Source organism: Pseudomonas sp. GW821-FHT01E10, assembly GCF_059422365.1.
In genome coordinates this window covers 41,892-65,457 of sequence record NZ_JBWKWT010000005.1, presented here as the reverse complement: position 1 = coordinate 65,457, position 23,566 = coordinate 41,892, and the positions used below count along the sequence as shown (strand labels likewise).

The window sequence follows — 23,566 nt, the reverse complement described above, 5'->3', positions numbered from 1 at the left end:
CCAGACAACAAAAGCCTTACTGGATAATGAGGTTGTTGAACAACAGATCCTCAACCACCGGCTTGCCGGTTTCGTCGTTCATCACTTGCTGGGTCTGCTTCAAGGCTTCCTGACGCAGCTTTTCCTTGGCTTCGACGTTGTTCATGGTTTCAGTGGTCTGCTGGGCAAACAACGCCACCAGCTGATTGCGGATCAACGGCTCATTGGCCTTCACCGCCTTGGTCGCCTCGTCACCAGTCACCCGTAGCGCCACATCGGCCTTGTAGACCTTGAGCTTCGGCGTGCCATCCAACCCATAGTTGCCCACGAACGGCGGGCTCAGGGTGATGTAGTTGACCTTCGGGGCTTCACCTTCTTTGGCTTCTTCGGCCATCGCTGCCACAGGCAGAGACAGGGCCAGCATCAACATGATCCACGCTTTCACAATTCGCTCCTTATCCGGTTTGCGGCCTAGCATAACGACCCGCCGCTCAAGCACAAGCTTATGGCTGACTATCAGGGTCGGGCATGCTCGTTGACCCGTTAACTCACACACCTACACTTATCGGCCATCACTCCCAAAGGAATAGCCCTGATGAAAGCCGTGCTGTGCAAAGCCTTCGGCCCTGCCGAATCGCTGGTGCTGGAAGACGTCGCCAGTCCTGTTGCGAAGAAGAACGAAATCCTGCTGGACGTGCACGCGGCCGGGGTGAATTTCCCGGACACGCTGATCATCGAGGGCAAATACCAGTTCAAACCGCCCTTCCCGTTTTCACCGGGTGGCGAAGCGGCTGGCGTGGTCAGCGCGGTGGGGGAAAAGGTCAGCCACCTCAAGGTCGGTGACCGGGTCATGGCCCTGACTGGCTGGGGCAGTTTCGCCGAGCAGGTCGCGGTGCCGGGCTACAACGTGCTGCCGATCCCGCCATCGATGGACTTCAACACTGCCGCCGCTTTCAGCATGACCTACGGCACTTCGATGCACGCCCTCAAGCAACGAGGCAACCTGCAACCCGGCGAAACCTTGCTGGTGCTCGGCGCGTCCGGCGGCGTCGGCCTCGCCGCCGTGGAAATCGGCAAAGCCATGGGCGCCCGGGTGATCGCCGCCGCGAGCAGTGCGGAAAAACTCGCGGTGGCCAAAGCCGCCGGCGCCGATGAGCTGATCAACTACAGCGAAACCAGCCTCAAGGACGAAATCAAACGCCTGACCGACGGCCAGGGCGCCGACGTGATCTACGACCCGGTGGGCGGGGACCTGTTCGACCAGGCCATCCGCGCCATCGCCTGGAACGGTCGTCTTCTGGTGGTCGGTTTCGCCAGTGGACGCATCCCCGAACTGCCAGTGAACCTGGCACTGCTCAAAGGTGCCGCGGTGGTCGGCGTGTTCTGGGGCTCGTTTGCCCAGCGCCAACCACAGGACAACGCGGCGAACTTCCAGCAGTTGTTTCACTGGTTCGCCGAAGGCAAGTTGAAACCGCTGGTGTCACAGGTGTATCCACTGAGCAATGCGGCGCAGGCGATCAACGATCTTGGCCAGCGCAAGGCGGTCGGAAAGGTGGTCGTGCAGGTTCGTTGATCGTTTTCAAGCCAGGTCGCAGCCTGCGACCTGGCCCCGTCATCCCCGTACCGACTCTCATTTATACCTGAGCGACATGTTCATAAAGGAACATGCAATCTCCAACATTTCCGCTGTTTTGCCGATGCGAACCGGTGCTATTTTCGGTAACGAAACTGTAACATTCGCATCCGCAGTCAAAACAAGAAATCTGGAGCTCTTGAATGTTTGCTTTCTTTCGTCCTGCCGCACATCAGGCTCCATTGCCTGAAGAAAAAATAGACAGCACCTACCGACGCCTTCGCTGGCAGATCTTCGCCGGGATTTTCATTGGCTATGCCGGTTACTACCTGCTGCGCAAGAACTTCACCCTGGCGTTCCCGGACCTGATCGCCCAAGGCTATACAAAAGGCCAACTGGGTGTGGCGATGTCGGCGATTGCAATCGCCTACGGCCTGTCCAAGTTTCTGATGGGCATCGTGTCCGACCGCTCCAACCCGCGTTACTTCCTGCCCTTTGGCCTGGTGGTGTCCGCCGCGGTGATGTTCGTTTTCGGTTTCGCACCTTGGGCCACCTCCAGCGTGACCATGATGTTCATCCTGCTGTTCATCAACGGCTGGGCGCAAGGCATGGGCTGGCCGCCGAGCGGGCGAACCATGGTGCATTGGTGGTCACAGAAAGAGCGTGGCGGCGTGGTTTCGGTCTGGAACACCGCGCATAACGTTGGCGGTGGCTTGATCGGCCCGCTGGCGATTCTCGGCATGGGCTGGTTCAACGACTGGCACAGCAAGTTCTACGTACCGGCTGCCGTGGCGCTGTTGGTCGCCGTGTTTGCCTTCATCGTGATGCGCGATACTCCGCAGTCGACGGGCCTGCCGCCGATTGAGAAGTACAAAAACGATTACCCGGAAGGCTACGACGCCAGTCACGAAGAGGAATTCAGCGCCAAGGACATCTTCGTCAAATACGTGCTGCGCAACAAAATGCTCTGGTTCATCGCACTGGCTAACGTTTTCGTCTACCTGCTGCGCTACGGCATTCTGGACTGGGCGCCGACCTACCTCAAAGAGGTCAAGCACTTCGACTTCGACAAGACCTCGTGGGCTTACTTCCTGTACGAGTGGGCGGGCATTCCCGGCACGCTGCTGTGCGGCTGGATGTCGGACAAGATCTTCCGTGGCAACCGTGGCCTGACCGGCATGGTGTTCATGGCGTTGGTGACCGTTGCGACAATCGTGTATTGGCTGAATCCACCGGGCAATCCGATGATCGACATGATCTCGCTGTTCGCCATCGGCTTCCTGATCTACGGCCCGGTGATGCTGGTCGGCCTGCAGGCGCTGGAACTGGTGCCGAAGAAGGCCGCGGGTACGGCCGCAGGCTTTACCGGCCTGTTCGGTTACTTGGGTGGTTCCGTCGCGGCCAGTGCCATGATGGGCTACACCGTGGACTATTTCGGCTGGAATGGCGGCTTCATTCTGTTGGTCGTTGCCTGCCTGCTGGCGATGGCGTTCCTGGCACCCACCCTGGGCCACAAAAACGTCGCCAGTCAGGGCCGCGAAGCGCTCGCCTGATCTGCCTTTGATTTACAGCGCTTGAGCCGCGCCTCCAGATTCCGGTCTGGCATGGCGTGGCTACGCAGGGCGTGGGCGGTCTGCTCGACATACTCGCGAGTAGTGCCATAGCGCCCGCAAGCGTTCTCGAATACTTGGCTCAGCACGTGATCCGGCAAGTTGCCGGCATAGCTGGGCAGGTGCCGCTCCAATACAAATCCCAATGCCTGAACCTGGTTTCCGTTTTCAAGACGGCAGTTGAGCCAGTGTGGACGATAGGAAGGGAATGGCATCTCGCGCTGCCAGAGTGCATAAAGTGAAGCCTCGAGTTGTTCTTCGGGCAAACGATAGGCGAACCCGCTGCACGAACCACCGCGATCCAGGCCAAATACCAGCCCCGGCACTTCCGGCGTGCCGCGATGCTCGTGGGACCACAGGTACAAACCGCGATGGTAGCCATGCACCCGGCCGCGCACCCGCTCAACCGCCGCACATTCAGGCCGCCAGATCAGCGAACCATACGCGAATAACCAGACCGGCCCACCCTTGTGGCGCGCCATGGTCGACTGCATCGAGCTGAGCAATTGTTCGTGTGTAAGCTGCGGCCCCAGATCGAGCCGCGGAGGGTAAGCCAGATTCAAAAAAGCAGATTCAATGGCGCTCATGGCAATAAAATTTTGGCCCAGCAATTATTACAAAATATAAACAACTTTCACTTCATAGAACATATAGCAGTAATACTAAAACGAAAAGTACTAAGCGCCCTATGACCTTGCGCCCCCTATAAAAAATCCAATACTGAAGCTGGAGGGCTTGGCGATATACCCTAATATCATTTAAGAGAATTCTTAAATACCAGAACGAAATATACATAAGCATTCGGCGCGTCTAGGATAAAGCTCACCTAGGAGAAAATGCCTACAAACCCTTCGGATTTACCGCCTACCCATTGCAGCTTTACGTCGCGTATAACGGCCACCCAAAGACGCAACCAAACTGCCTCAAAGGCCTGAACAATGAAAACACCATGGATTTACGGGTTACTTCTAATGCTCACGGCGCAGCACTCGCTGGCCGAGGACACCTCTGCGAAAGACACCGGCTCCTGGTATTTGCAGGCCAGCGTCTATACCAGACACTTCTCCCCCGACTCCGACCACAATAACAATCAGGACCTTATCGGTCTTGAGCGCGAGCAAGCGTCCGGTTGGTTGTTTGGTGGCGCAACTTTTCGCAACTCGTTCAGCCAGCGTTCATATTATGCGTATGCGGGCAAACGCTACGAGAGCGCTGACTATCCCGTGTACATAAAACTTACCGGTGGTCTGTTGCAAGGTTACAGCGGCAAGTCTCAGGACAAGATCCCTCTGAATCACTTCGGGGTCGCGCCGGTGATCATTCCTTCAGTCGGGGCACACTACGGACCATTGGCAGCCGAGCTGGTGTTGCTCGGCTTCAATGCCGCCATGGTGACAACCGGGGTGCGCTTCTAGAACGGTTCACGCACCTATGATCGCGGGGCGTAAGCAAATACATCGGCACGCATTTGATGGGCATCCATCCCCGCTTCGACCAAAGCATCGAGCGTGCCATAGACCATGGCTGGAGAGCCGCTGGCATAGACGTGCAGTGCTTTCAGATCAGGGAAATCTTCACACACCGCCTCATGCAACATGCCGCAACGCCCCTGCCAGCCGCATTGATCGCTGACGACTTTATGCAGGAACAGATTGGGCAGCTTCAGCCATTCATCCCAATGTTCGATCTCATAAAAGTCTTCGGGACGACGTACGCCCCAATACAGGTGCACCGGATGCTTGAAGCCCGTGGCGCGGCAATGTTCGATCAGGCTGTGAATCTGGCCCATGCCGGTACCGGCAGCAATCAGTACGAGAGGACCGTTCGGCAGTTCCGCCAGATGGGTGTCGCCGAACGGCATCTCGATCCGCACCATCGGGTTGCGCTGGAGCTGTTCGATCAGGCTCAGCGCGCTGCTTTCGCGCGCCAGCACATGAATTTCCAGGTCGCGGCCGGAATGCGGTGCAGAGGCCAGGGAGAAAGCGGATTTCTCGCCACTCTCACGCTCGATCATCAGGTACTGGCCGGCGTGATAGCGCGGCGGCTTGCCCGCTGGCGCACGCAGACGCACGCGCCAGGTATCGCCACCGACGTCCCTGCATTCAATGACCTGACACGACACGCTGCGCACCGGCAGTTCTCCCAGCGCGAGCACGCCATCCCACAACACGATGCAGTCTTCCAGCGGCTCTGCAATGCAAGTGTAGAACTCGCCATGGTCGCGCACATCGCCAGCCTGTTCGACCCGCCCTTCCACCAGCAATGCGCCGCACACATGGCAATTGCCGTTACGACAGCTTTGCGGGCATTCATAGCCCAGGCGCCGCGCGCCATCGAGAATCCGCTCGCCGGGCAGAATCTCAAGCACTGCTCCGGAGGGCTGCAAGGTTACACGCATCAATCTATTCCTAACTGATTCCAGATGGCATCGATCCGTTGGGTAACGGCTTCATCCTTGACGATGACCCGGCCCCACTCACGGGTGGTTTCGCCTGGCCATTTATGCGTGGCATCGAGCCCCATCTTCGAACCCAGGCCGGAGACCGGCGAGGCGAAGTCCAGGTAGTCGATCGGCGTGTTATCGATCATCACCGTGTCGCGCTTGGGGTCCATGCGCGTGGTAATGGCCCAGATCACGTCGTTCCAGTCCCGTGCGTTGATATCGTCGTCGGTGACGATAACGAACTTGGTGTACATGAACTGTCGCAAAAACGACCAGACACCGAGCATTACCCGCTTGGCGTGGCCGGGATACGACTTTTTCATGGTCACGATGGCCATGCGGTACGAGCAGCCTTCGGGAGGCAGGTAGAAGTCAGTGATCTCCGGGAATTGCTTCTGCAGGATCGGCACGAACACTTCGTTCAGCGCCACACCGAGAATCGCCGGCTCATCCGGCGGACGGCCGGTGTAGGTGCTGTGGTAGATCGGCTTGATCCGATGGGTGATGCGCTCGACGGTGAACACCGGGAAGCTGTCGACTTCGTTGTAGTAGCCGGTGTGGTCGCCGTACGGACCTTCATCGGCCATTTCGCCCGGATGAATCACGCCTTCGAGGATGATTTCGGCCGTGGCCGGTACTTGCAGGTCGTTGCCGCGGCATTTCACCAGTTCGGTGCGATTGCCCCGCAGCAGACCGGCGAAAGCGTATTCGGAGAGGCTGTCCGGCACCGGCGTCACGGCGCCAAGAATGGTGGCCGGGTCAGCGCCCAGCGCCACGGACACCGGGAACGGCTGGCCGGGGTGTTTTTCGCACCATTCGCGGTAATCCAGCGCGCCGCCACGGTGGCTCAACCAGCGCATGATCACCTTGTTGCGACCGATCACCTGTTGACGGTAAATGCCGAGGTTCTGGCGATCCTTGTTCGGACCTTTGGTGACAGTCAGGCCCCAGGTGATCAGCGGGCCGACATCGCCTGGCCAGCAGGTCTGCACCGGCAACATCGCGAGGTCGACATCGTCGCCTTCGATGACCACTTCCTGGCACACCGCGTCCTTGACGACTTTCGGCGCCATCGAGATGATCTTGCGAAAGATCGGCAGCTTGGACCAGGCGTCCTTCAAACCTTTCGGCGGCTCGGGCTCCTTGAGGAACGCCAGCAACTTGCCGATTTCGCGCAACTCGCTCACCGCCTCTGCACCCATGCCCAGCGCCACGCGCTCAGGCGTACCGAACAGATTGCCGAGCACAGGGATGTCATAACCCGTGGGCTTTTCGAAAAGCAGGGCCGGGCCTTTGGCGCGCAATGTGCGGTCGCAGACCTCGGTCATTTCGAGCACTGGGGACACCGGAACCTGGATGCGCTTGAGTTCGCCGCGCTGTTCCAGACCGCTGATAAAGTCGCGCAAGTCGCGATACTGCATGCGTGAGCCTCGTTTTGGCCGTGGCGTTCGGGGGTGGCAGTTTAGCGCCGAACCCCTCAGTTCAGAACCACGAACTGCCGTTGATCAAAAATCAGATAGCAAAAAGCCGGGTTTCCCCGGCTTTTTGGCCTGTTCGATTTACTTGCGTTTCATCGACAGGAAGAACTCGTCGTTGGTCTTGGTCTGTTTCAGCTTGTCGACCAGGAACTCGATGGCAGAGACTTCATCCATCGGGTGCAGCAGTTTGCGCAGGATCCACATACGCTGCAGTTCGTCGTCGGCTGTCAGCAACTCTTCGCGGCGAGTACCGGAGCGGTTGATGTTGATGGCCGGGAACACACGTTTTTCGGCGATCTTGCGATCCAGAGGCAATTCCATGTTGCCGGTGCCTTTGAATTCTTCGTAGATCACTTCGTCCATCTTCGAACCGGTTTCAACCAGCGCGGTAGCGATGATGGTCAACGAGCCGCCTTCTTCGATGTTCCGTGCAGCACCGAAGAAACGTTTCGGTTTCTCCAGGGCGTGGGCATCGACACCACCGGTCAGCACCTTGCCGGAGCTCGGGATCACGGTGTTGTAGGCACGCGCCAGACGGGTGATGGAGTCGAGCAGAATCACCACGTCCTTCTTGTGCTCGACCAGACGCTTGGCCTTCTCGATCACCATTTCAGCAACCTGCACGTGGCGGGTTGGCGGCTCGTCGAACGTCGAGGCAACTACTTCGCCGCGCACGGTGCGCTGCATTTCGGTCACTTCTTCCGGACGCTCGTCGATCAACAGCACGATCAGGTGAACTTCAGGATTGTTACGCGCGATGTTTGCCGCGATGTTCTGCAGCATGATCGTTTTACCGGCTTTCGGCGGAGCAACGATCAGGCCGCGCTGGCCTTTGCCGATCGGGGCGCACAGGTCGATGACACGACCGGTCAAGTCTTCGGTGGAACCGTTACCGGCTTCCATCTTCATGCGCACGGTCGGGAACAGCGGGGTCAGGTTCTCGAAGAGAATCTTGTTTTTCGCGTTCTCGGGACGATCGTAGTTGATCGTGTCGACCTTGAGCAGCGCGAAATACCGCTCGCCTTCCTTCGGAGGACGGATCTTGCCAACGATGGTGTCACCGGTGCGCAAGTTGAAGCGACGGATCTGGCTCGGCGAGACGTAGATATCGTCCGGGCCGGCGAGATAGGAAGCGTCAGCGGAGCGCAGGAAGCCGAAGCCGTCCTGGAGAATCTCCAGCACGCCATCACCGGAGATTTCCTCGCCGCTTTTAGCGTGCTTTTTGAGCAGGGAGAAAATCACGTCCTGCTTGCGCGAACGGGCCATATTTTCTATGCCCATCTGTTCGGCCAATTCGAGCAGTTCGGTAATCGGCTTTTGCTTGAGTTCAGTCAGATTCATATAGGAATGACGTAATCATTTATGGAGGGGGGAAATTAAGCTTTTGGCTTAATGAGGCCGCGCCGCAGAGAAGGCGACAGGATCGCGTACTTATTCGAAAAGGAGTGCGTCGGCGACGGCTAGCAGGGGGCAGTGGAGAAACCAGTGCGGGGCCGAATGTACCACCTGAGTTTCGGAGCGTCTAGCCCTCAATAACGAAAAGGCCCCGCATAATGCGGGGCCTTTTCATGACGCTTTATAACAACGCTTAGATGTTGGCGTCGAGGAAAGCAGCCAATTGCGACTTCGACAGCGCACCGACCTTGGTGGCTTCGACGTTGCCGTTCTTGAACAGCATCAGCGTCGGGATACCACGCACGCCATGCTTGGCCGGGGTTTCCTGGTTCTCGTCGATGTTCAGTTTGGCAACGGTCAGCTTGCCTTTGTAGGTCTCGGCAATTTCGTCCAGGACAGGAGCGATCATTTTGCAAGGGCCGCACCACTCAGCCCAGTAGTCGACCAGTACAGCGCCTTCGGCCTTGAGTACGTCGGCCTCGAAGCTAGCGTCGCTAACGTGTTTGATAAGATCGCTGCTCATGGAAGTCTCCAGGTTGTAAGCAAAAAAACGTGGCCCATCATAGCTGCCCTTCCCCCGTTCAGGAAGCCGCAGATGATTGAGTCTCGCTATGGTGGCCCATGAATTTGGGTATAGCTCAAGTCACGAGGTGGCGGGAGCGACGAAGGCAATCCCGGTGCGCAGGGCGGCGTTGCGCACATGCTCCTGCATGGCCTTCTGTGCGGCGCCGGACGATCGGCGCGCCAGTGCACGGAGGATTTTACGGTGTTCCTGCCAGGTTTCCATGGCCCGTTCGGCCCGGATGAACGGTAGCTTCTGGCTCTCCAGAAAGATGTCGGCGCTGGCTGTCAGGATGCTCAGCATCGCCTGATTGCCGCTGGCCAGGAGGATGCGCCGGTGAAACTCGAAGTCCAGTCGCGCCGCTGCATCGAAGTTGGCGGCACGCAGTTCGTTGCGCATGGCGGCGACGTTGTCTTCCAGGGCATCGAGATCCTCGGTGCTCAGGGTCACGGCCGCCAAACCCGAGGCAAAACCCTCCAGCGCATAGCGCAACTGGAAGATGTCCAGCGGCGATGCCTGGGCCGCGAATGGCCAGCCCGGCACCGCCTCGCCCCGGGGCAGATCGACCGGTGACTGCACGAACACGCCCTTGCCCGGCTGGATGCTGATCACGCCCAGCGCACTCAGGGACGACAACGCCTCGCGCAACGACGCCCGGCTGACCCCCAATTGCACCGCCAGGTCCCGTTGCGAGGGCAAGGCATCACCCGGCCCGAAACCTTGCTCGGTGATCAGTTTGCGGATGGCTTGCAGCGCCACTTCAGGTACTGCACGGGAGATCGAATTCATGGTTTCTTCAGACGAACCAGGCCAATGAGCGGCTAGTTGTAAAGCTATTCGCGACGTCCGGCAAGTCGTGCCCCATGGGGGTTCGGGAGTTTTCACGATTGCGCCATCAAGGTGCGAAATGCCACCTAACTGTTCAGACCAGTAAGACCGAGAAACACCAGCAAAACCGTGGCCTGCAACCCCTGAAACCGAATCTTGGCATGGCCCGTGCTCTGTCGATCCGCAGAAATCACTTCCCGCCGATCCGGAGATTTGCCATGACCCAGCGTTACAGCGCCCTCCTCGCCGCCCTGTTTGCCAGCCTGATGCTGAGCCAGGCACCTGCCCACGCCGACGGTCTGGAGGATGTGGTCAAACGCGGCACCCTCAAAGTCGCCGTGCCCCAGGACTTCCCGCCGTTCGGCTCGGTCGGCCCGGACATGAAACCGCGCGGCCTCGACATCGACACCGCCAAACTGCTCGCCGACCAACTCAAGGTCAAACTCGAACTGACCCCGGTCAACAGCACCAACCGCATCCCGTTCCTGACCACCGGCAAGGTCGACCTGGTGATTTCCAGCCTCGGCAAGAACCCTGAACGCGAGAAAGTCATCGATTTCTCCCGTGCCTACGCGCCGTTCTACCTCGCCGTGTTCGGTCCGCCAGACGCCGCCATCAAGGGTTTGGACGATCTCAAGGGCAAAACCATCAGCGTCACCCGTGGCGCCATCGAAGACATTGAGCTGACCAAAGTCGCCCCCGAAGGCGTGACTATCAAACGCTTCGAAGACAACAACTCGACCATCGCCGCCTACCTTGCCGGGCAAGTCGACCTGATCGCCAGCGGCAACGTGGTGATGGTGGCCATCAGCGAGAAAAGCCCGAAACGCGTACCGGCCCTGAAAGTGAAGCTCAAGGACTCGCCGGTGTACGTCGGTGTGAACAAGAACGAGCCGGCGTTGCTGGACAAGGTCAATCAGATCCTCACCACCGCCAAGGCTGACGGTGCGCTGGAAAAGAACTCGCAAACCTGGTTGAAAGAACCGCTGCCGGCCGATCTCTGATCGTTCGCTCGGGAGACGACTTATGGCTTATCAGTTCGATTTCTTGCCGGTGGTGGAAAACACCGACCTGCTGCTGCGCGGTGCGTTGTTCACCCTTGAGCTGACGGCCGTTGGCGCAGTGTTCGGGGTCGCTCTGGGCATCATCGGCGCACTGGTGCGGGCGTGGAACATCCGCCCGTTCGCCGGCATTTTCGGGGTCTACGTCGAGTTGATCCGCAACACACCCTTTCTGGTGCAGTTGTTTTTCATCTTCTTCGGTTTGCCGTCGCTGGGCCTGCAGATTTCCGAATGGCAGGCGGCGGTGCTGGCGATGGTGATCAACCTGGGCGCCTATTCGACCGAGATCATCCGCGCCGGCATTCAAGCGATTCCCCGCGGACAACTGGAAGCCGCAGCCGCCCTGGCAATGTCGCGTTTCGAAGCCTTCCGCCACGTGGTTCTGCTGCCGGCACTGGGCAAGGTCTGGCCGGCCCTGAGCAGCCAGATCATCATCGTCATGCTCGGCTCGGCGGTCTGTTCGCAGATCGCCACCGAAGAGCTGAGTTTCGCCGCCAACTTCATTCAGTCGCGTAACTTTCGCGCCTTTGAAACCTACGCCCTGACCACGCTGCTCTACCTGTGCATGGCGCTGCTGATCCGCCAATTGCTGAACTGGATCGGTCGCCGCTACATATCCAAGAGCAGCGCAAGGAGCAGCCAATGAGCGATTTCACCTTCTGGGACATCCTGCGCAACCTGCTCACAGGCCTGCAATGGACGCTGGCGTTGTCGCTGGTGGCGTTTATCGGCGGTGGGCTGATCGGTTTGCTGATCATGGTGATGCGGATTTCAAAGAAATCCCTGCCCAGCCACTTCGCCCGCACCTACATCGAATTGTTCCAGGGCACGCCGCTGTTGATGCAGCTGTTTCTGGTGTTCTTCGGTGTGGCCTTGGCCGGTGTGGAAATTTCACCGTGGATGGCGGCGGCGATTGCCTTGACACTGTTCACCAGCGCCTACCTGGCGGAGATCTGGCGCGGTTGCGTCGACTCGATCCCCAATGGCCAGTGGGAAGCCTCATCGAGCCTGGCGCTCAACCCGCTGGAGCAATTGCGTTACGTGATCCTGCCACAAGCGCTGCGCATCGCCGTGGCGCCGACCGTGGGCTTCTCGGTGCAAGTGGTCAAGGGCACCGCCGTCACCTCGATCATCGGCTTCACCGAACTGACCAAGACCGGCGGCATGCTCGCCAACGCGACCTTCGAACCCTTCATGGTCTACGGCCTCGTCGCCCTCGGTTACTTCCTGCTCTGCTACCCCTTGTCCCTCAGTGCGCGCTACCTGGAAAGGAGACTGCATGCCTCTGCTTAGAATTTCCGCCCTGCATAAATATTACGGCGACCACCATGTACTCAAAGGCATCGATCTGAGTATCGAGGAAGGCCAGGTGGTGGCGATCATCGGTCGCAGCGGCTCGGGCAAGTCCACCTTGCTGCGCACCCTCAATGGTCTGGAATCGATCAATGACGGCGTGATCGAAGTCGACGGCGAATACCTCGACGCCGCCCGCGCCGACCTGCGCAGCCTGCGGCAGAAAGTCGGGATGGTGTTCCAGCAGTTCAACCTGTTCCCGCACCTGACCGTCGGCGAAAACGTCATGCTTGCGCCACAAGTGGTGCAGAAAGTGCCGAAAGCCAAAGCCACCGAGCTGGCGCGACAGATGCTGGAACGGGTCGGGCTGGGCGAGAAATTCGACGCCTTCCCGGATCGACTCTCTGGCGGCCAGCAACAGCGGGTGGCGATCGCCCGGGCGCTGGCCATGTCGCCGAAAGTCTTGCTGTGCGACGAAATCACCTCGGCCTTGGACCCGGAACTGGTCAATGAAGTGTTGAGCGTGGTCCGGCAACTGGCCAGGGAAGGTATGACATTGATCATGGTCACCCATGAGATGCGTTTTGCCCGGGAGGTGGGCGACAAATTGGTGTTCATGCACCAGGGCAAGGTGCATGAGGTGGGAGATCCGAAGGTGTTGTTTGCCAATCCGCAGACGGCGGAGCTGGCGAACTTCATTGGGACCGTGGAGGCGGCGGGCTGACACCCCTGTGGCGAGGGGGCTTGCCCCCGTTGGGCTACGAAGTAGCCCCAAAACCATTCACATCAACTCCAAATAGACCGCGCATGCAGGTTTTACGACTGCTGCGCAGCCGAACGGGGGCAAGCCCCCTCGCCACAGGGTTGGATCAAGGCTTTCAACTCTGCGCGTTGGCGCGAGCGTTTGATCGTGGCAGGATGTCGAGGTTATCGACCGAGACCCCCTGACCATGCCGCTATCCCAAGTCAAGAATCTGTCCCTGATCGCCGCAATCGACCTGGGCTCCAACAGCTTTCACATGGTCGTGGCCAAGGCCCAGAACGGCGAAATCCGGATTCTCGAGCGTCTCGGGGAGAAGGTTCAGCTGGCCGCCGGCATCGACGAAGAGCGTCAACTCAGCGAAGAATCAATGCAACGCGGGCTCGATTGCCTGAAGCGCTTCGCCCAACTGATCAGCGGTATGCCGCCCGGCACCGTGCGGATCGTCGGCACCAACGCCCTGCGCGAAGCCCGTAACCGCGGTGAATTCATCCATCGGGCCGAAGAAATCCTCGGCCATCCGGTAGAAGTCATCTCCGGCCGTGAAGAAGCGCGCCTGATTTACCTCGGCGTCTCCCACACCCTCGCCGACACCCCGGGCAAACGCCTGGTGGCCGACATCGGCGGCGGCAGTACCGAATTCATCATTGGCCAGCGCTTCGAACCGCTGCTGCGCGAAAGCCTGCAAATGGGTTGCGTCAGCTATACCCAACGCTATTTCAAGGATGGCAAGATCACCCCGGCCCGCTACGCCCAGGCGTACACCGCGGCGCGGCTGGAGATCATGAGCATCGAACACGCCCTGCACCGCCTGACCTGGGATGAAGCCATCGGCTCCTCGGGCACCATTCGCGCCATTGGCCTGGCACTGAAGGCCGGCGGACATGGCACTGGCGAGGTGAACGCCGAAGGCTTGGCCTGGCTCAAGCGCAAGCTGATCAAGCTCGGTGATGTCGAGAAAATCGACTTCGAAGGCATCAAGCCCGACCGCCGGGCGATCTTTCCCGCCGGGCTGGCGATTCTCGAAGCGATCTTCGATGCCCTCGAACTGCAACGCATGGACCACTGTGAAGGCGCCCTGCGCGAAGGCGTGCTCTATGACCTGCTGGGCCGTCATCATCACGAAGATGTCCGTGAGCGCACGCTCAGCTCGCTGATGGAGCGCTACCACGTCGACCTGGAGCAAGCCGCGCGGGTCGAACGCAAGGCGCTGCATGCCTTCGATCAAGTGGCCGAGGATTGGGACCTGGACGACGGTGTCTGGCGCGAACTGCTGAGCTGGGCGGCCAAGGTCCACGAAGTGGGCCTGGACATCGCGCACTATCAGTACCACAAACACGGCGCCTACCTGATCGAGCACTCGGACCTGGCCGGGTTCTCCCGCGAAGACCAACTGATGCTCGCGCTACTGGTGCGTGGCCACCGTCGCAATATTCCCAAGGACAGGTTTGCCGATTTTGGCGACGACGGCATCAAGCTGATTCGCCTGTGCGTGCTGCTGCGCTTCGCGATTCTGTTCCACCACATCCGTGGCACCCAGGAAATGCCACAGGTCGTGCTGCACGCCAACGGCGACAGCCTGGATGTGTTATTCCCGGAACATTGGCTGGATGACAACCAGTTGACCCAGGCCGACTTCGCCCTGGAAGCCGAATGGCTGACCCGCGTCAGCTTCGTGCTGAACGTTCGCTAAAAAACCGAAAATGGTCGCCGAACACGGTCCTGTAGGAGCCGGCTTGCTGGCGAAGGCGTCCTTGAAATGGATGCATGACTTGAAAGCCATTCGCTGGCAAGCCAGCTCCTACAAGGGACGGTGGTGGAAATGAAAATGGCGATCCACATGGATCGCCATTTTTTATCGCCCAAGGTTTGCGTTAACGCACCGCCAGAATCGGGCTGCCCAACCGCTCCAGCAAGGTGGCCTGGGCGCTGCGCGGGTTCTGGTTGCCAGTCGGTGTATTACGGACGTAGCGACCGTCCGACTGCAGGCTCCAGCTGTGGGTGTTGTCGGTAAGATAAAGCTCCAGCTCTTTCTTGACCCGCAAAATCAGCTTCTTGCCCTCGACCGGGAAGCAAGTCTCGACGCGCTTGTCGAGGTTGCGTTCCATCCAGTCGGCACTGGACAGGAACATCTGCTCTTCACCGCCATTGAGGAAGTAGAAGACCCGGGTGTGCTCCAGGAAACGACCGATGATCGAACGTACGTGGATGTTGTGCGATACCCCGGCGATGCCCGGTCGCAGGCAGCACATGCCGCGCACCACCAGATCGATGCGTACCCCGGACTGGCTGGCCTTGTACAACGCGCGGATGACCTTTGGATCGGTCAGCGAGTTGAACTTGGCGATGATGTGCGCCGGTTTGCCGTCGAGGGCGAATTGCGTCTCCCGGGCAATCATGTCGAGCATGCCCTTCTTCAACGTGAACGGCGCGTGCAGCAGTTTTTTCATGCGCAGGGTTTTACCCATGCCGATCAACTGGCTGAACAGTTTGCCGACGTCTTCGCACAAGGCATCGTCGGAGGTCAGCAGGCTGTAGTCGGTGTACAGACGGGCGTTGGCCGCGTGGTAGTTGCCGGTACCCAAGTGAGCGTAGCGAACAATCTCGCCGGCTTCGCGACGCAGAATCAGCATCATCTTGGCGTGGGTCTTGAAGCCGACCACGCCGTAAATCACCACGGCGCCGGCCGCCTGCAGACGGCTGGCCAGCTGCAGGTTGGATTCTTCATCGAACCGCGCGCGCAATTCGATCACCGCCGTCACTTCCTTGCCGTTCCGCGCCGCATCCACCAGCGCATCGACGATCTCCGAGTTGGCGCCGCTGCGATACAACGTCTGGCGAACCGCCAACACGTGTGGATCCTTGGCCGCCTGACGCAGCAAGTCGACCACCGGGGTGAAGGACTCGAACGGGTGCAGCAGCAAGATGTCCTGCTTGCTGATCACGCTGAAAATGTTCTCGCTGTTCTGCAGCAGTTTCGGGATCTGCGGGGTGAACGGCGTGTATTGCAGCTCCGGATGACTGTCCAGGCCGGTGATGCTGAACAGCCGGGTCAGGTTGACCGGACCATTGACCTGATACAGCTCGGTCTCCTGCAGGTTGAACTGCTTGAGCAGGTAATCGGACAGGTGTTTCGGGCAAGTGTCGGCCACTTCCAGCCGCACCGCATCACCATAGCGACGGGAGAACAACTCGCCGCGCAGGGCGCGGGCCAGGTCTTCCACGTCTTCGGTATCGACCGCGAGGTCGGCGTTCCGGGTCAGGCGGAACTGGTAGCAGCCCTTGACCTTCATGCCCTGGAACAGGTCGTCGGCGTGCGCGTGGATCATCGACGACAGGAATACATAGTTGTCACCCGGGCCGCCGACTTCTTCCGGCACCTTGATGATCCGCGGCAGCAGACGCGGCGCCGGGATGATCGCCAGGCCGGAATCGCGACCGAAGGCGTCGATGCCTTCGAGCTCGACGATGAAGTTCAGGCTCTTGTTCACCAGCAACGGGAACGGGTGCGTCGGGTCGAGACCGATCGGGGTGATGATCGGCGCGATCTCGTCGCGGAAATAACGGCGGACCCAAGTCTTGAGCTTGGTAGTCCAGTAACGACGACGGATGAAGCGGACCTGATGTTTTTCCAGTTCCGGCAACAGAATGTCGTTGAGAATCGCGTATTGGCGGTCGACGTGACCGTGCACCAATTCGCTGATGCGAGCCAGGGCCTGATGCGGTTGCAGGCCATCGGCGCCAGCCTGTTCACGGGCGAAGGTGATCTGCTTCTTCAGGCCGGCCACACGAATCTCGAAGAACTCGTCCAGGTTGCTGGAGAAGATCAGCAGAAACTTCAGCCGCTCCAGCAATGGGTAGGACTCATCCAGCGCCTGTTCCAGCACGCGGATGTTGAACTGCAGTTGCGAGAGCTCGCGATGGATGTACAGGCTGCTGTCATCCAGACCGGGAATGGCAATCGCTGGCGCCGCCACAACGGGCTCGGCCACCACCGCAGGTGGAGCGGGCTCCAGCTCCGGCGGAGTTTCAGCGATTTGCTCCACCACAGGTTGAGCGTCTTTTACGGCAACTTCAGTGAGTCCTTCGGTATTCATCGAATGTTCCTGGGAGGGCTATTTTTGCTCTCGTAACAATTGAGCAGCACGGACGGCAAAGTAAGTCAGGATGCCATCTGCGCCTGCACGTTTAAAAGCGGTCAGGGATTCGAGGATAACCCCTTCGCTCAACCAGCCATTCTGGATCGCCGCCATGTGCATGGCGTATTCGCCGCTGACCTGATACACAAAGGTCGGCACTTTGAACGCTTCCTTGACCCGATAAAGAATATCCAGATACGGCATGCCTGGCTTGACCATGACCATGTCTGCGCCTTCTGACAAGTCGGCCGCCACTTCGTGCAGGGCTTCGTTGCTGTTGGCCGGGTCCATCTGATAGGAGGCCTTGTTGGCCTTGCCCAGGTTCAACGCCGAACCCACCGCATCGCGGAACGGGCCGTAGTAGGCACTGGCGTACTTGGCCGAGTAGGCCATGATCCGCACATTAACGTGCCCCGCCAGCTCCAGCGCTTCGCGGATCGCCTGAATGCGGCCGTCCATCATGTCTGACGGAGCCACCACTTGAGCGCCGGCTTCGGCGTGGGACAAAGCCTGTTTAACCAGTGCGTCGACGGTGATGTCGTTCTCTACGTAGCCTTCTTCGTCGAGAATGCCGTCCTGACCGTGGGTGGTGAACGGGTCCAGGGCGACGTCGGTGATCACACCCAGCTCCGGGAACTGCGCACGCAGAGCGCGGGTAGCGCGCTGGGCGATGCCGTTGGGGTTCCAGGCTTCGGCGGCATCCAGTGACTTGAGTTCCGGTGGCGTCACCGGGAACAGTGCCAGCGCCGGAATGCCCAGCTCGACCCATTTGGCAGCTTCTTCCAGCAACAGATCGATGGTCAGGCGTTCGACGCCCGGCATCGACGCCACTGCTTCGCGACGGTTTTCACCGTCCAGCACGAATACCGGCAGGATCAGGTCATCGACGGTCAGTACGTTTTCACGGACCAGACGACGCGAAAAATCATCACGACGGTTGCGACGCAGGCGGGTTGCAGGAAACAAACGGTTGGCGGGGGTAAAGCTCACGGCAGACTCCTGAGCCCGCGCTGGCGGGCGAGCGTGACAGTTATAAGCGGCCATTATGACCAACGTATGACAGTTGTGTGCACCCCTGTGACAGGTAGCCGCATTCCATTGTCCTTGTAGGAAATGTTCACGTCGAGACACATTTGGACACTTTCATGAATGTGCACGAAGGGTTAGGCTGCGCGTTCATTTCGCCAGCACCCAGACAATGCTCCAACAATTCCTACATGACTTCGGCTACTTTGCCCTGTTCCTCGGCACGTTTTTCGAAGGCGAAACCATTCTGGTACTCGCAGGCTTCCTCGCGTTCCGTGGGTACATGGACATCAACCTGGTGGTGGTCGTGGCGTTCTTCGGCAGTTATGCCGGCGATCAGCTGTGGTACTTCCTGGGGCGCAAGCACGGGCGCAAATTGCTGGCGCGCAAACCGCGCTGGCAATTGATGGGCGATCGGGCACTGGAACATATCCGCAAGCACCCGGACATCTGGGTGCTGAGCTTCCGCTTTGTCTATGGCTTGCGCACCGTGATGCCGGTGGCAATCGGTCTGTCGGGCTATCCGCCGGGACGCTATCTGCTGCTCAACGGGATTGGCGCGGCCATCTGGGCTGCGGCGCTGGCAGCGGCTGCGTATCACTTCGGCGCGGTGCTCGAAGGTATGCTGGGCAGTGTCAAGAAGTACGAGCTGTGGGTGCTGGGCGCCCTGCTGGTCCTGGGCTTTGTCCTGTGGCTGCGGCGACGCTTCAAGAATGCCCGCTTGGCGAAAAAGATCTACGCCGATGAGCAGGCACTGAAAGCCGAACAGGCCAAGTCCAACGAACCTACGACGCCCATCGAGTGACGCGGTTTCTACAACAGTAGAGACCGATACCGCTGAGCAGGCTGTAACTGAGCAGCCCTACCCAACCCACCGCGCTGCCCGGCCATAGCCCGACCATCGGCGCCAGCCACACCAGCGGCAGGTTCGACACCAGCCGCAACAGCTCCAGCTTCAACGCCTGCGGGCGATTCTCCAGGGCTGCACCCAACACGAACAACCCCAACGCCACGGCGCCCCAACCCAACACCAGGGCTGCGGTCGGCAGGCTCTGCTCCAAATTCATCAAGTAACTGCCCAAGGCGATGTAGACGCAGAACTGCAGCGCCACATACCACTGCTGACGTCCGTCCAGCGGCACCTCGAATTTGCGGAACTGAGCCAGGTCCGGCTTGTTCATCGGGTATTTGGCCGCCACGTCCGCCGGCCGCCAACCGGTGCGCATGAACCAGATCCGCAGCTTGTCCCACCAGCGCTCGGCGCGCCGGGCGTCATCCCACAACTGCGCGTAAAACTGCACGTTCGCCCACAACGGATTCCAGCTCGCCAGCGGCGTGGTCACGCCGAATATCACCGGTTCGTTATCGTCCTCTTCCTGGAACGAGCCGAACAGACGGTCCCAAATAATGAACACCCCGCCGTAGTTGCGATCCATGTAGAGAGCGTTCTGTGCATGGTGAGCCCGATGATTGGACGGCGTGACGAAGGACCACTCGAACCAGCCAAGCTTGGGAATATGCCGGGTATGCACCCAAAACTGGTACAACAGGTTCAACGCCGCAACGCTGACGAACACCAGCAGCGGCACGCCGAGCACGGCCAGGGGCAGGTAGAAGATCCAGCTCAACAGAAACCCGGTGCTGGTCTGGCGCAGGGCCGTGGAGAGGTTGTAGTCCTCGCTCTGGTGATGCACCGAATGCGCGGCCCAGAGGATGTTGCGCTCATGGCCCATCCGGTGCAGCCAGTAGTAGCAGAAGTCGTAGAAGACGAATGCAAACACCCAGACCCAGACACTGTCGGCCGACAGCTCGATCAAGGCCAGATGTTCCAGGGCGAAGGCATAAGTGACCAGGCCGACACCTTTGGTCAACAGGCCCGTGGTAGTCGACAATACGCCGGTGCTGAGGCTGTTGATCGCGTCTGCCACGCGGTAATTGCTCACCCCGCGCCAACGGTCGGCCAACAACTCGACCGCAATCAGCACAAAGAAAAACGGCACCGCATACAGAATGAAGTTCATGACGCGACCTGATCGGAATCGTTCAGCAGAGATTAGGTGTAGCCGCGAATTAACCCTATGGCAACGAGTGACAAATTAGTGGACATTTAACGCCATGAATCTGGAGAAAAGCCCATGAGCAAAAAAATTGCAGTGATCCTTTCCGGCTGTGGCGTGTACGACGGCGCCGAGATCCACGAAAGCGTGATCACCCTGCTGCGGCTGGACCAGCGCGGTGCCCAGGTGCAGTGCTTCGCACCCAACATCGCGCAGTTACATGTGATCAACCACCTGACTGGCGAAGAAATGCCCGAATCGCGCAACGTGCTGGTGGAATCGGCGCGTATCGCCCGGGGCAACATCAAGGATATCCGTGAAGCGGACGTCGAAGACTTCGATGCGCTGATCGTTCCCGGCGGTTTCGGGGCGGCCAAGAACCTGTCGAACTTTGCCGTCGAAGGCGCCGGCTGCAGCGTTCAACCTGACGTCCTGGCGTTGACCGAAGCGTTCGCCGAGGCTGGCAAACCGGTGGGGCTGATCTGCATCTCGCCGGCCCTGGCGGCAAAAATCTACGGCCCGGGCGTGACCTGCACCATCGGCAACGATGCCGATACCGCCGCCGCGATGAACAAGATGGGCGCCACCCACGCTGAGTGCGCAGTGACCGACATTGTCGAAGACAAGGCGCGCAAGCTGGTGAGCACACCGGCGTACATGCTCGCGCAATCGATCAGCGAAGCCGCTTCCGGCATCAACAAATTGGTCGACCGCGTACTGGAACTGACCCACGAAAACGACGAGTAACACTCGTGATTGTTCCCACTCCGCGTGGGAACGATCATTACCGTCTTGCTCAAGCTTTACGCGACAACCGGGTCAATATCCGGTCCAGCGCATTGGCGAACGCCTGTTTCTCGCGCTCGCCGAACGGCGCCGGGCCGCCGCTCATCTGCCCCTGCTCGCGCAAGTCGGTGAACAGGTTACGCACCGCGAGTCGATCGCCCATGTTCTGCGCATCGAACTCCTTACCCCGCGGATCCAGCGCCGCAACGCCGTTCTTCACCAGCCGATCCGCCAGCGGCACATCGCTGCAAATCACCAACTCCCCCGGCACCGCGTGTTCCACCAGGTAATCGTCGGCGGCATCCGGGCCGCTGGGCACCACGATCAGTTTCACCAGCGCAAGGCCCGGCTTGATCTGCGGCTGACCGGCCACCAGTACCACTTCGAACTGGCGCTTGAGGGCGAACTTCACCACTAGATCCTTGGCTGCCCGAGGGCAGGCGTCGGCATCGATCCATACGCGCATTGGATTTCCTCTATTGAAAAGCATCGCGGGCAAGCCCGCTCCCATAAGGTTAGCGCTGAACCTGTGGGAGCGGGCTTGCCCGCGAATATGAGCGCAGCGAATGCTTTTAAGAAGCCGGCAACTGCCGCTTCTCGGCCATCCGGCTGCGACTGTACAGCACGATGATCGCAATGATCGCCACAGCCTGGGCACTCAGCGAATACGCGTCAGCGTGGATCCCCAACCAGTCGAAGTCAAAGAACGGTACCGGCCGCGTGCCGAAGACCCCGGCTTCCTGCAACGCCTTCACGCCATGGCCGGCAAACACCACCGACAACGCGCACAGCAATCCGGCATTGATGCCGAAGAACAGTGCCAGCGGCAGCTTTGCCGAGCCGCGCAGAATCACCCAGGCCAGACCGACCAGCATAACCAGCGCCGTCGCGCCGCCAGCCATTACGGCGTTATGCCCCGCAGGCCCCGCCTGCAACCACAAGGTTTCGTAAAACAGGATCACTTCGAACAGTTCGCGATACACCGAGAAGAACGCCAGGATCGCAAACCCGAAACGCCCACCGCCGCTCACCAGGCTGCTCTTGATGTAATCCTGCCAGGCCGCTGCGTGGCGACGGTCGTGCATCCATACACCGAGCCAGAGCACCATGACACTGGCAAACAGCGCAGTGGCCCCTTCCAGCAGCTCACGCTGGGCCCCGCTGACGTCAATCACATACGCCGCCACCGCCCAGGTCGCCAGCCCGGCCAACAGCGCCAGGCCCCAACCGATGTTGACGCTGCGCACCGCCGATTGCTGGCCGGTATTGCGCAGGAACGCGAGGACCGCCGCGAGCACCAGAATGGCTTCCAGACCTTCTCGCAACAGAATCAACAGACCGGAAATGTAGCTCAGCGACCAGCTCAAGCCATCGCTACCGAGCAGGCCAGCGGATTCTTTCAGCTTGGCCTTGGCCACTTCCAGACGTTGCTCGACCTGGGCCACTGGCAAGCCGTCCTGCAACGACTGACGGTAAGCCATCAGGGACTTTTCAGTGTCTTTGCGTACGTTGGCGTCGACGTTGTCCAGAGAGCTTTCAACCAGTTCGAAGCCTTCCAGGTACGCCGCCACCGACAGGTCGTAGGCCTGATCGTGCTCGCCAGCGCGATAGGCGGCGATACTCTTGTCCAGCGTGGCCGCCGTGTATTCAAGCAATTGCCCCGGGCCACGCTTGACCTGCGGCGGTTGCGCTCGTTGCGCGCGGAAGGTCGCGGCCGCTTGCGGACCTTCGACGGCCTGCACTTCGGCTGGCGTCTGACGCGCCAGGTCGGCGATGTTGTAGGTTTTTTCGGATTTTGCCGCGGCCGGATCGGCGCTGAAGCCGGCGATGTAGGTCGCCAGGTCCCAACGCTGACGATCATCCAGCTGATCGGCGAAGGCCGGCATGTCAGTACCTTCGACGCCCATACCCAGCGTGTTGTAAAGCGCGTAGAGGCTCAGACGGTCCAGTCGCGCGGCATCGCGCAGATTGGTCGGCGGTGGCGTCATGCCGACACCTGCCGGGCCGTCACCGATGCCCGTATCGCCATGGCACACCGAGCATTGCTGGGCATACAGCGGCGCGCCGCGGGTCGGGTCCGGGGTAATGACCGGAGCCTGGCTGACTTCATAGGTCACCGCCAGTTTTGCCCCCAGCTGCCGCGCCTGACGGGTGACGTCCGCGCCGTCCTTGCGAGCGGCGATCGCGGTGCGCAGACCGTTAACGCCCTGCTCCAGTTCGGCACGCTGGGGTTTGGCCGGCAAATCGGCGATCAACCCTTGCAGCTCCCCCAGGAATGTCTGCTGTTCGAGATACTCAGCCTCATCAATAACCTTGCCTCCCTCGACCGCCGTCGGGTAATCGGCGGCAATGTAATCGAGCAAATGCAGGGCCTTGGGCGCACCCTCCGCGGTTTCGGCCAGCGCATTGAAGCTGCAGAACGCGATCATCGGCAGCACGAGCCACGCCAGAAAACGAGAGAAGCCAGTCATGAATAAATCTCAAATGGAAATACGAAGTAACACATTGTTCACTTCCAATGAGTTTCGCTCAAGCTTTGTTGGTATTTCCCGCATAACGGCGTGTACATTGGGCGG

Annotated in this window: 22 protein-coding genes; 10 read left to right on the top strand and 12 right to left on the bottom strand. The window is 59.8% G+C overall.

The window, feature by feature from the left end:
* Window positions 1-16: 16 nt before the first annotated feature.
* Window positions 17-424 carry a flagellar basal body-associated protein FliL gene (locus AC07V0_RS11650; protein WP_019580533.1) on the bottom strand — a complete coding sequence of 136 codons (408 nt, stop codon included), beginning with the start codon at window positions 422-424 and terminating at the stop codon, window positions 17-19.
* A 150-nt stretch (window positions 425-574) separates the two neighbouring features.
* Here AC07V0_RS11650 and AC07V0_RS11645 point away from each other — a divergent pair, with 150 nt between their 5' ends.
* Window positions 575-1,552, top strand: a complete 978-nt coding sequence (locus tag AC07V0_RS11645) for an NADPH:quinone oxidoreductase family protein (RefSeq protein ID WP_018927576.1) — start codon at window positions 575-577, stop codon at window positions 1,550-1,552.
* A 203-nt stretch (window positions 1,553-1,755) separates the two neighbouring features.
* On the top strand, window positions 1,756-3,105 hold the full coding sequence (gene glpT, locus AC07V0_RS11640) for a glycerol-3-phosphate transporter (RefSeq protein ID WP_018927575.1): 1,350 nt from the start codon (window positions 1,756-1,758) through the stop codon (window positions 3,103-3,105).
* Here glpT and AC07V0_RS11635 read toward each other — a convergent pair.
* Window positions 3,081-3,749, bottom strand: coding sequence for a gamma-glutamylcyclotransferase (locus AC07V0_RS11635; protein WP_018927574.1), 669 nt, complete (start codon window positions 3,747-3,749; stop codon window positions 3,081-3,083). The two genes, glpT and AC07V0_RS11635, sit on opposite strands and share 25 nt — an antisense overlap.
* 384 nt (window positions 3,750-4,133) lie before the next feature.
* Here AC07V0_RS11635 and AC07V0_RS11630 point away from each other — a divergent pair, with 384 nt between their 5' ends.
* Window positions 4,134-4,577, top strand: coding sequence for a hypothetical protein (locus AC07V0_RS11630; protein WP_019580529.1), 444 nt, complete (start codon window positions 4,134-4,136; stop codon window positions 4,575-4,577).
* A gap of 14 nt (window positions 4,578-4,591) precedes the next feature.
* Here AC07V0_RS11630 and AC07V0_RS11625 read toward each other — a convergent pair whose 3' ends face one another.
* From AC07V0_RS11625 to AC07V0_RS11605, 5 genes are all read right to left on the bottom strand, one after another.
* Window positions 4,592-5,560, bottom strand: coding sequence for a CDP-6-deoxy-delta-3,4-glucoseen reductase (locus AC07V0_RS11625; protein WP_018927572.1), 969 nt, complete (start codon window positions 5,558-5,560; stop codon window positions 4,592-4,594).
* A complete protein-coding gene (ubiD, locus tag AC07V0_RS11620; protein ID WP_019580527.1) occupies window positions 5,560-7,026 on the bottom strand; it encodes a 4-hydroxy-3-polyprenylbenzoate decarboxylase in 1,467 nt (488 codons plus the stop codon). Before ubiD ends, AC07V0_RS11625 begins: the two co-directional genes overlap by 1 nt.
* Window positions 7,027-7,164: 138 nt before the next feature.
* The gene (gene rho / locus AC07V0_RS11615) at window positions 7,165-8,424 is read right to left on the bottom strand and encodes a transcription termination factor Rho (protein ID WP_007899384.1); all 1,260 of its coding nucleotides are present in this window, start codon (window positions 8,422-8,424) and stop codon (window positions 7,165-7,167) included.
* A gap of 247 nt (window positions 8,425-8,671) precedes the next feature.
* Window positions 8,672-9,001 (bottom strand): thioredoxin TrxA, encoded by a 330-nt coding sequence (trxA, locus tag AC07V0_RS11610; protein ID WP_003206727.1) that lies wholly within the window; start codon window positions 8,999-9,001, stop codon window positions 8,672-8,674.
* Window positions 9,002-9,121: 120 nt separating this feature from the next.
* Entirely contained in the window at window positions 9,122-9,829 is a 708-nt protein-coding gene (locus AC07V0_RS11605; protein WP_018927569.1) for a FadR/GntR family transcriptional regulator, read from the bottom strand.
* Window positions 9,830-10,086: 257 nt separating this feature from the next.
* On the opposite strand from AC07V0_RS11605, the gene AC07V0_RS11600 reads away from it, so the two are divergent.
* From AC07V0_RS11600 to ppx, 5 genes are all read left to right on the top strand, one after another.
* A complete protein-coding gene (locus AC07V0_RS11600) occupies window positions 10,087-10,872 on the top strand; it encodes a transporter substrate-binding domain-containing protein (RefSeq protein WP_028939126.1) in 786 nt (261 codons plus the stop codon).
* Window positions 10,873-10,894: 22 nt separating this feature from the next.
* Window positions 10,895-11,575: an amino acid ABC transporter permease gene (locus AC07V0_RS11595; protein WP_018927567.1), complete on the top strand. Its 681-nt coding sequence runs from the start codon at window positions 10,895-10,897 to the stop codon at window positions 11,573-11,575.
* Window positions 11,572-12,222: an amino acid ABC transporter permease gene (locus tag AC07V0_RS11590; protein WP_007899375.1), complete on the top strand. Its 651-nt coding sequence runs from the start codon at window positions 11,572-11,574 to the stop codon at window positions 12,220-12,222. The genes AC07V0_RS11595 and AC07V0_RS11590 overlap by 4 nt, the downstream gene beginning before the upstream one ends.
* Window positions 12,209-12,946, top strand: coding sequence for an amino acid ABC transporter ATP-binding protein (locus AC07V0_RS11585; RefSeq protein ID WP_018927566.1), 738 nt, complete (start codon window positions 12,209-12,211; stop codon window positions 12,944-12,946). The genes AC07V0_RS11590 and AC07V0_RS11585 overlap by 14 nt, the downstream gene beginning before the upstream one ends.
* Window positions 12,947-13,172: 226 nt before the next feature.
* Window positions 13,173-14,675, top strand: coding sequence for an exopolyphosphatase (gene ppx, locus AC07V0_RS11580; protein WP_018927565.1), 1,503 nt, complete (start codon window positions 13,173-13,175; stop codon window positions 14,673-14,675).
* 181 nt (window positions 14,676-14,856) lie between these two features.
* On the opposite strand, the gene ppk1 is transcribed toward ppx, so the two are convergent.
* Both ppk1 and hemB read right to left on the bottom strand, forming a co-directional pair.
* On the bottom strand, window positions 14,857-17,079 hold the full coding sequence (gene ppk1 / locus AC07V0_RS11575) for a polyphosphate kinase 1 (protein WP_018927564.1): 2,223 nt from the start codon (window positions 17,077-17,079) through the stop codon (window positions 14,857-14,859).
* A gap of 18 nt (window positions 17,080-17,097) precedes the next feature.
* Window positions 17,098-18,111 carry a porphobilinogen synthase gene (gene hemB, locus AC07V0_RS11570; RefSeq protein WP_018927563.1) on the bottom strand — a complete coding sequence of 338 codons (1,014 nt, stop codon included), beginning with the start codon at window positions 18,109-18,111 and terminating at the stop codon, window positions 17,098-17,100.
* Between the two features lie 208 nt (window positions 18,112-18,319).
* Between hemB and AC07V0_RS11565 the strand changes: the two genes are divergently transcribed.
* Window positions 18,320-18,952: a DedA family protein gene (locus AC07V0_RS11565; RefSeq protein WP_064621046.1), complete on the top strand. Its 633-nt coding sequence runs from the start codon at window positions 18,320-18,322 to the stop codon at window positions 18,950-18,952.
* Here the strand turns inward: AC07V0_RS11565 and AC07V0_RS11560 are convergent.
* Window positions 18,933-20,168 carry a sterol desaturase family protein gene (locus tag AC07V0_RS11560; protein ID WP_086944364.1) on the bottom strand — a complete coding sequence of 412 codons (1,236 nt, stop codon included), beginning with the start codon at window positions 20,166-20,168 and terminating at the stop codon, window positions 18,933-18,935. The two genes, AC07V0_RS11565 and AC07V0_RS11560, sit on opposite strands and share 20 nt — an antisense overlap.
* A 114-nt stretch (window positions 20,169-20,282) precedes the next feature.
* Between AC07V0_RS11560 and elbB the strand changes: the two genes are divergently transcribed.
* Window positions 20,283-20,951: an isoprenoid biosynthesis glyoxalase ElbB gene (gene elbB / locus AC07V0_RS11555; RefSeq protein ID WP_064621048.1), complete on the top strand. Its 669-nt coding sequence runs from the start codon at window positions 20,283-20,285 to the stop codon at window positions 20,949-20,951.
* 49 nt (window positions 20,952-21,000) lie between these two features.
* On the opposite strand, the gene AC07V0_RS11550 is transcribed toward elbB, so the two are convergent.
* Both AC07V0_RS11550 and AC07V0_RS11545 read right to left on the bottom strand, forming a co-directional pair.
* Window positions 21,001-21,456, bottom strand: coding sequence for a YaiI/YqxD family protein (locus tag AC07V0_RS11550; protein WP_064621049.1), 456 nt, complete (start codon window positions 21,454-21,456; stop codon window positions 21,001-21,003).
* Window positions 21,457-21,562: 106 nt separating this feature from the next.
* A complete protein-coding gene (locus AC07V0_RS11545; protein ID WP_086944363.1) occupies window positions 21,563-23,461 on the bottom strand; it encodes an FTR1 family protein in 1,899 nt (632 codons plus the stop codon).
* Between the last annotated feature and the right edge of the window lie 105 nt (window positions 23,462-23,566).

Coding starts and splice junctions, on each gene's coding strand:
- AC07V0_RS11645 (WP_018927576.1), top strand. CDS start 575: ATGAAAGCCGTGCTGTGCAAAGCCTTCGGCCCTGCCGAATCGCTGGTG.
- glpT (WP_018927575.1), top strand. CDS start 1,756: ATGTTTGCTTTCTTTCGTCCTGCCGCACATCAGGCTCCATTGCCTGAA.
- AC07V0_RS11635 (WP_018927574.1), bottom strand. CDS start 3,749: ATGAGCGCCATTGAATCTGCTTTTTTGAATCTGGCTTACCCTCCGCGG.
- AC07V0_RS11630 (WP_019580529.1), top strand. CDS start 4,134: ATGCTCACGGCGCAGCACTCGCTGGCCGAGGACACCTCTGCGAAAGAC.
- AC07V0_RS11625 (WP_018927572.1), bottom strand. CDS start 5,560: ATGCGTGTAACCTTGCAGCCCTCCGGAGCAGTGCTTGAGATTCTGCCC.
- ubiD (WP_019580527.1), bottom strand. CDS start 7,026: ATGCAGTATCGCGACTTGCGCGACTTTATCAGCGGTCTGGAACAGCGC.
- rho (WP_007899384.1), bottom strand. CDS start 8,424: ATGAATCTGACTGAACTCAAGCAAAAGCCGATTACCGAACTGCTCGAA.
- trxA (WP_003206727.1), bottom strand. CDS start 9,001: ATGAGCAGCGATCTTATCAAACACGTTAGCGACGCTAGCTTCGAGGCC.
- AC07V0_RS11605 (WP_018927569.1), bottom strand. CDS start 9,829: ATGAATTCGATCTCCCGTGCAGTACCTGAAGTGGCGCTGCAAGCCATC.
- AC07V0_RS11600 (WP_028939126.1), top strand. CDS start 10,087: ATGACCCAGCGTTACAGCGCCCTCCTCGCCGCCCTGTTTGCCAGCCTG.
- AC07V0_RS11595 (WP_018927567.1), top strand. CDS start 10,895: ATGGCTTATCAGTTCGATTTCTTGCCGGTGGTGGAAAACACCGACCTG.
- AC07V0_RS11590 (WP_007899375.1), top strand. CDS start 11,572: ATGAGCGATTTCACCTTCTGGGACATCCTGCGCAACCTGCTCACAGGC.
- AC07V0_RS11585 (WP_018927566.1), top strand. CDS start 12,209: ATGCCTCTGCTTAGAATTTCCGCCCTGCATAAATATTACGGCGACCAC.
- ppx (WP_018927565.1), top strand. CDS start 13,173: ATGCCGCTATCCCAAGTCAAGAATCTGTCCCTGATCGCCGCAATCGAC.
- ppk1 (WP_018927564.1), bottom strand. CDS start 17,079: ATGAATACCGAAGGACTCACTGAAGTTGCCGTAAAAGACGCTCAACCT.
- AC07V0_RS11565 (WP_064621046.1), top strand. CDS start 18,320: ATGCTCCAACAATTCCTACATGACTTCGGCTACTTTGCCCTGTTCCTC.
- AC07V0_RS11560 (WP_086944364.1), bottom strand. CDS start 20,168: ATGAACTTCATTCTGTATGCGGTGCCGTTTTTCTTTGTGCTGATTGCG.
- elbB (WP_064621048.1), top strand. CDS start 20,283: ATGAGCAAAAAAATTGCAGTGATCCTTTCCGGCTGTGGCGTGTACGAC.
- AC07V0_RS11550 (WP_064621049.1), bottom strand. CDS start 21,456: ATGCGCGTATGGATCGATGCCGACGCCTGCCCTCGGGCAGCCAAGGAT.
- AC07V0_RS11545 (WP_086944363.1), bottom strand. CDS start 23,461: ATGACTGGCTTCTCTCGTTTTCTGGCGTGGCTCGTGCTGCCGATGATC.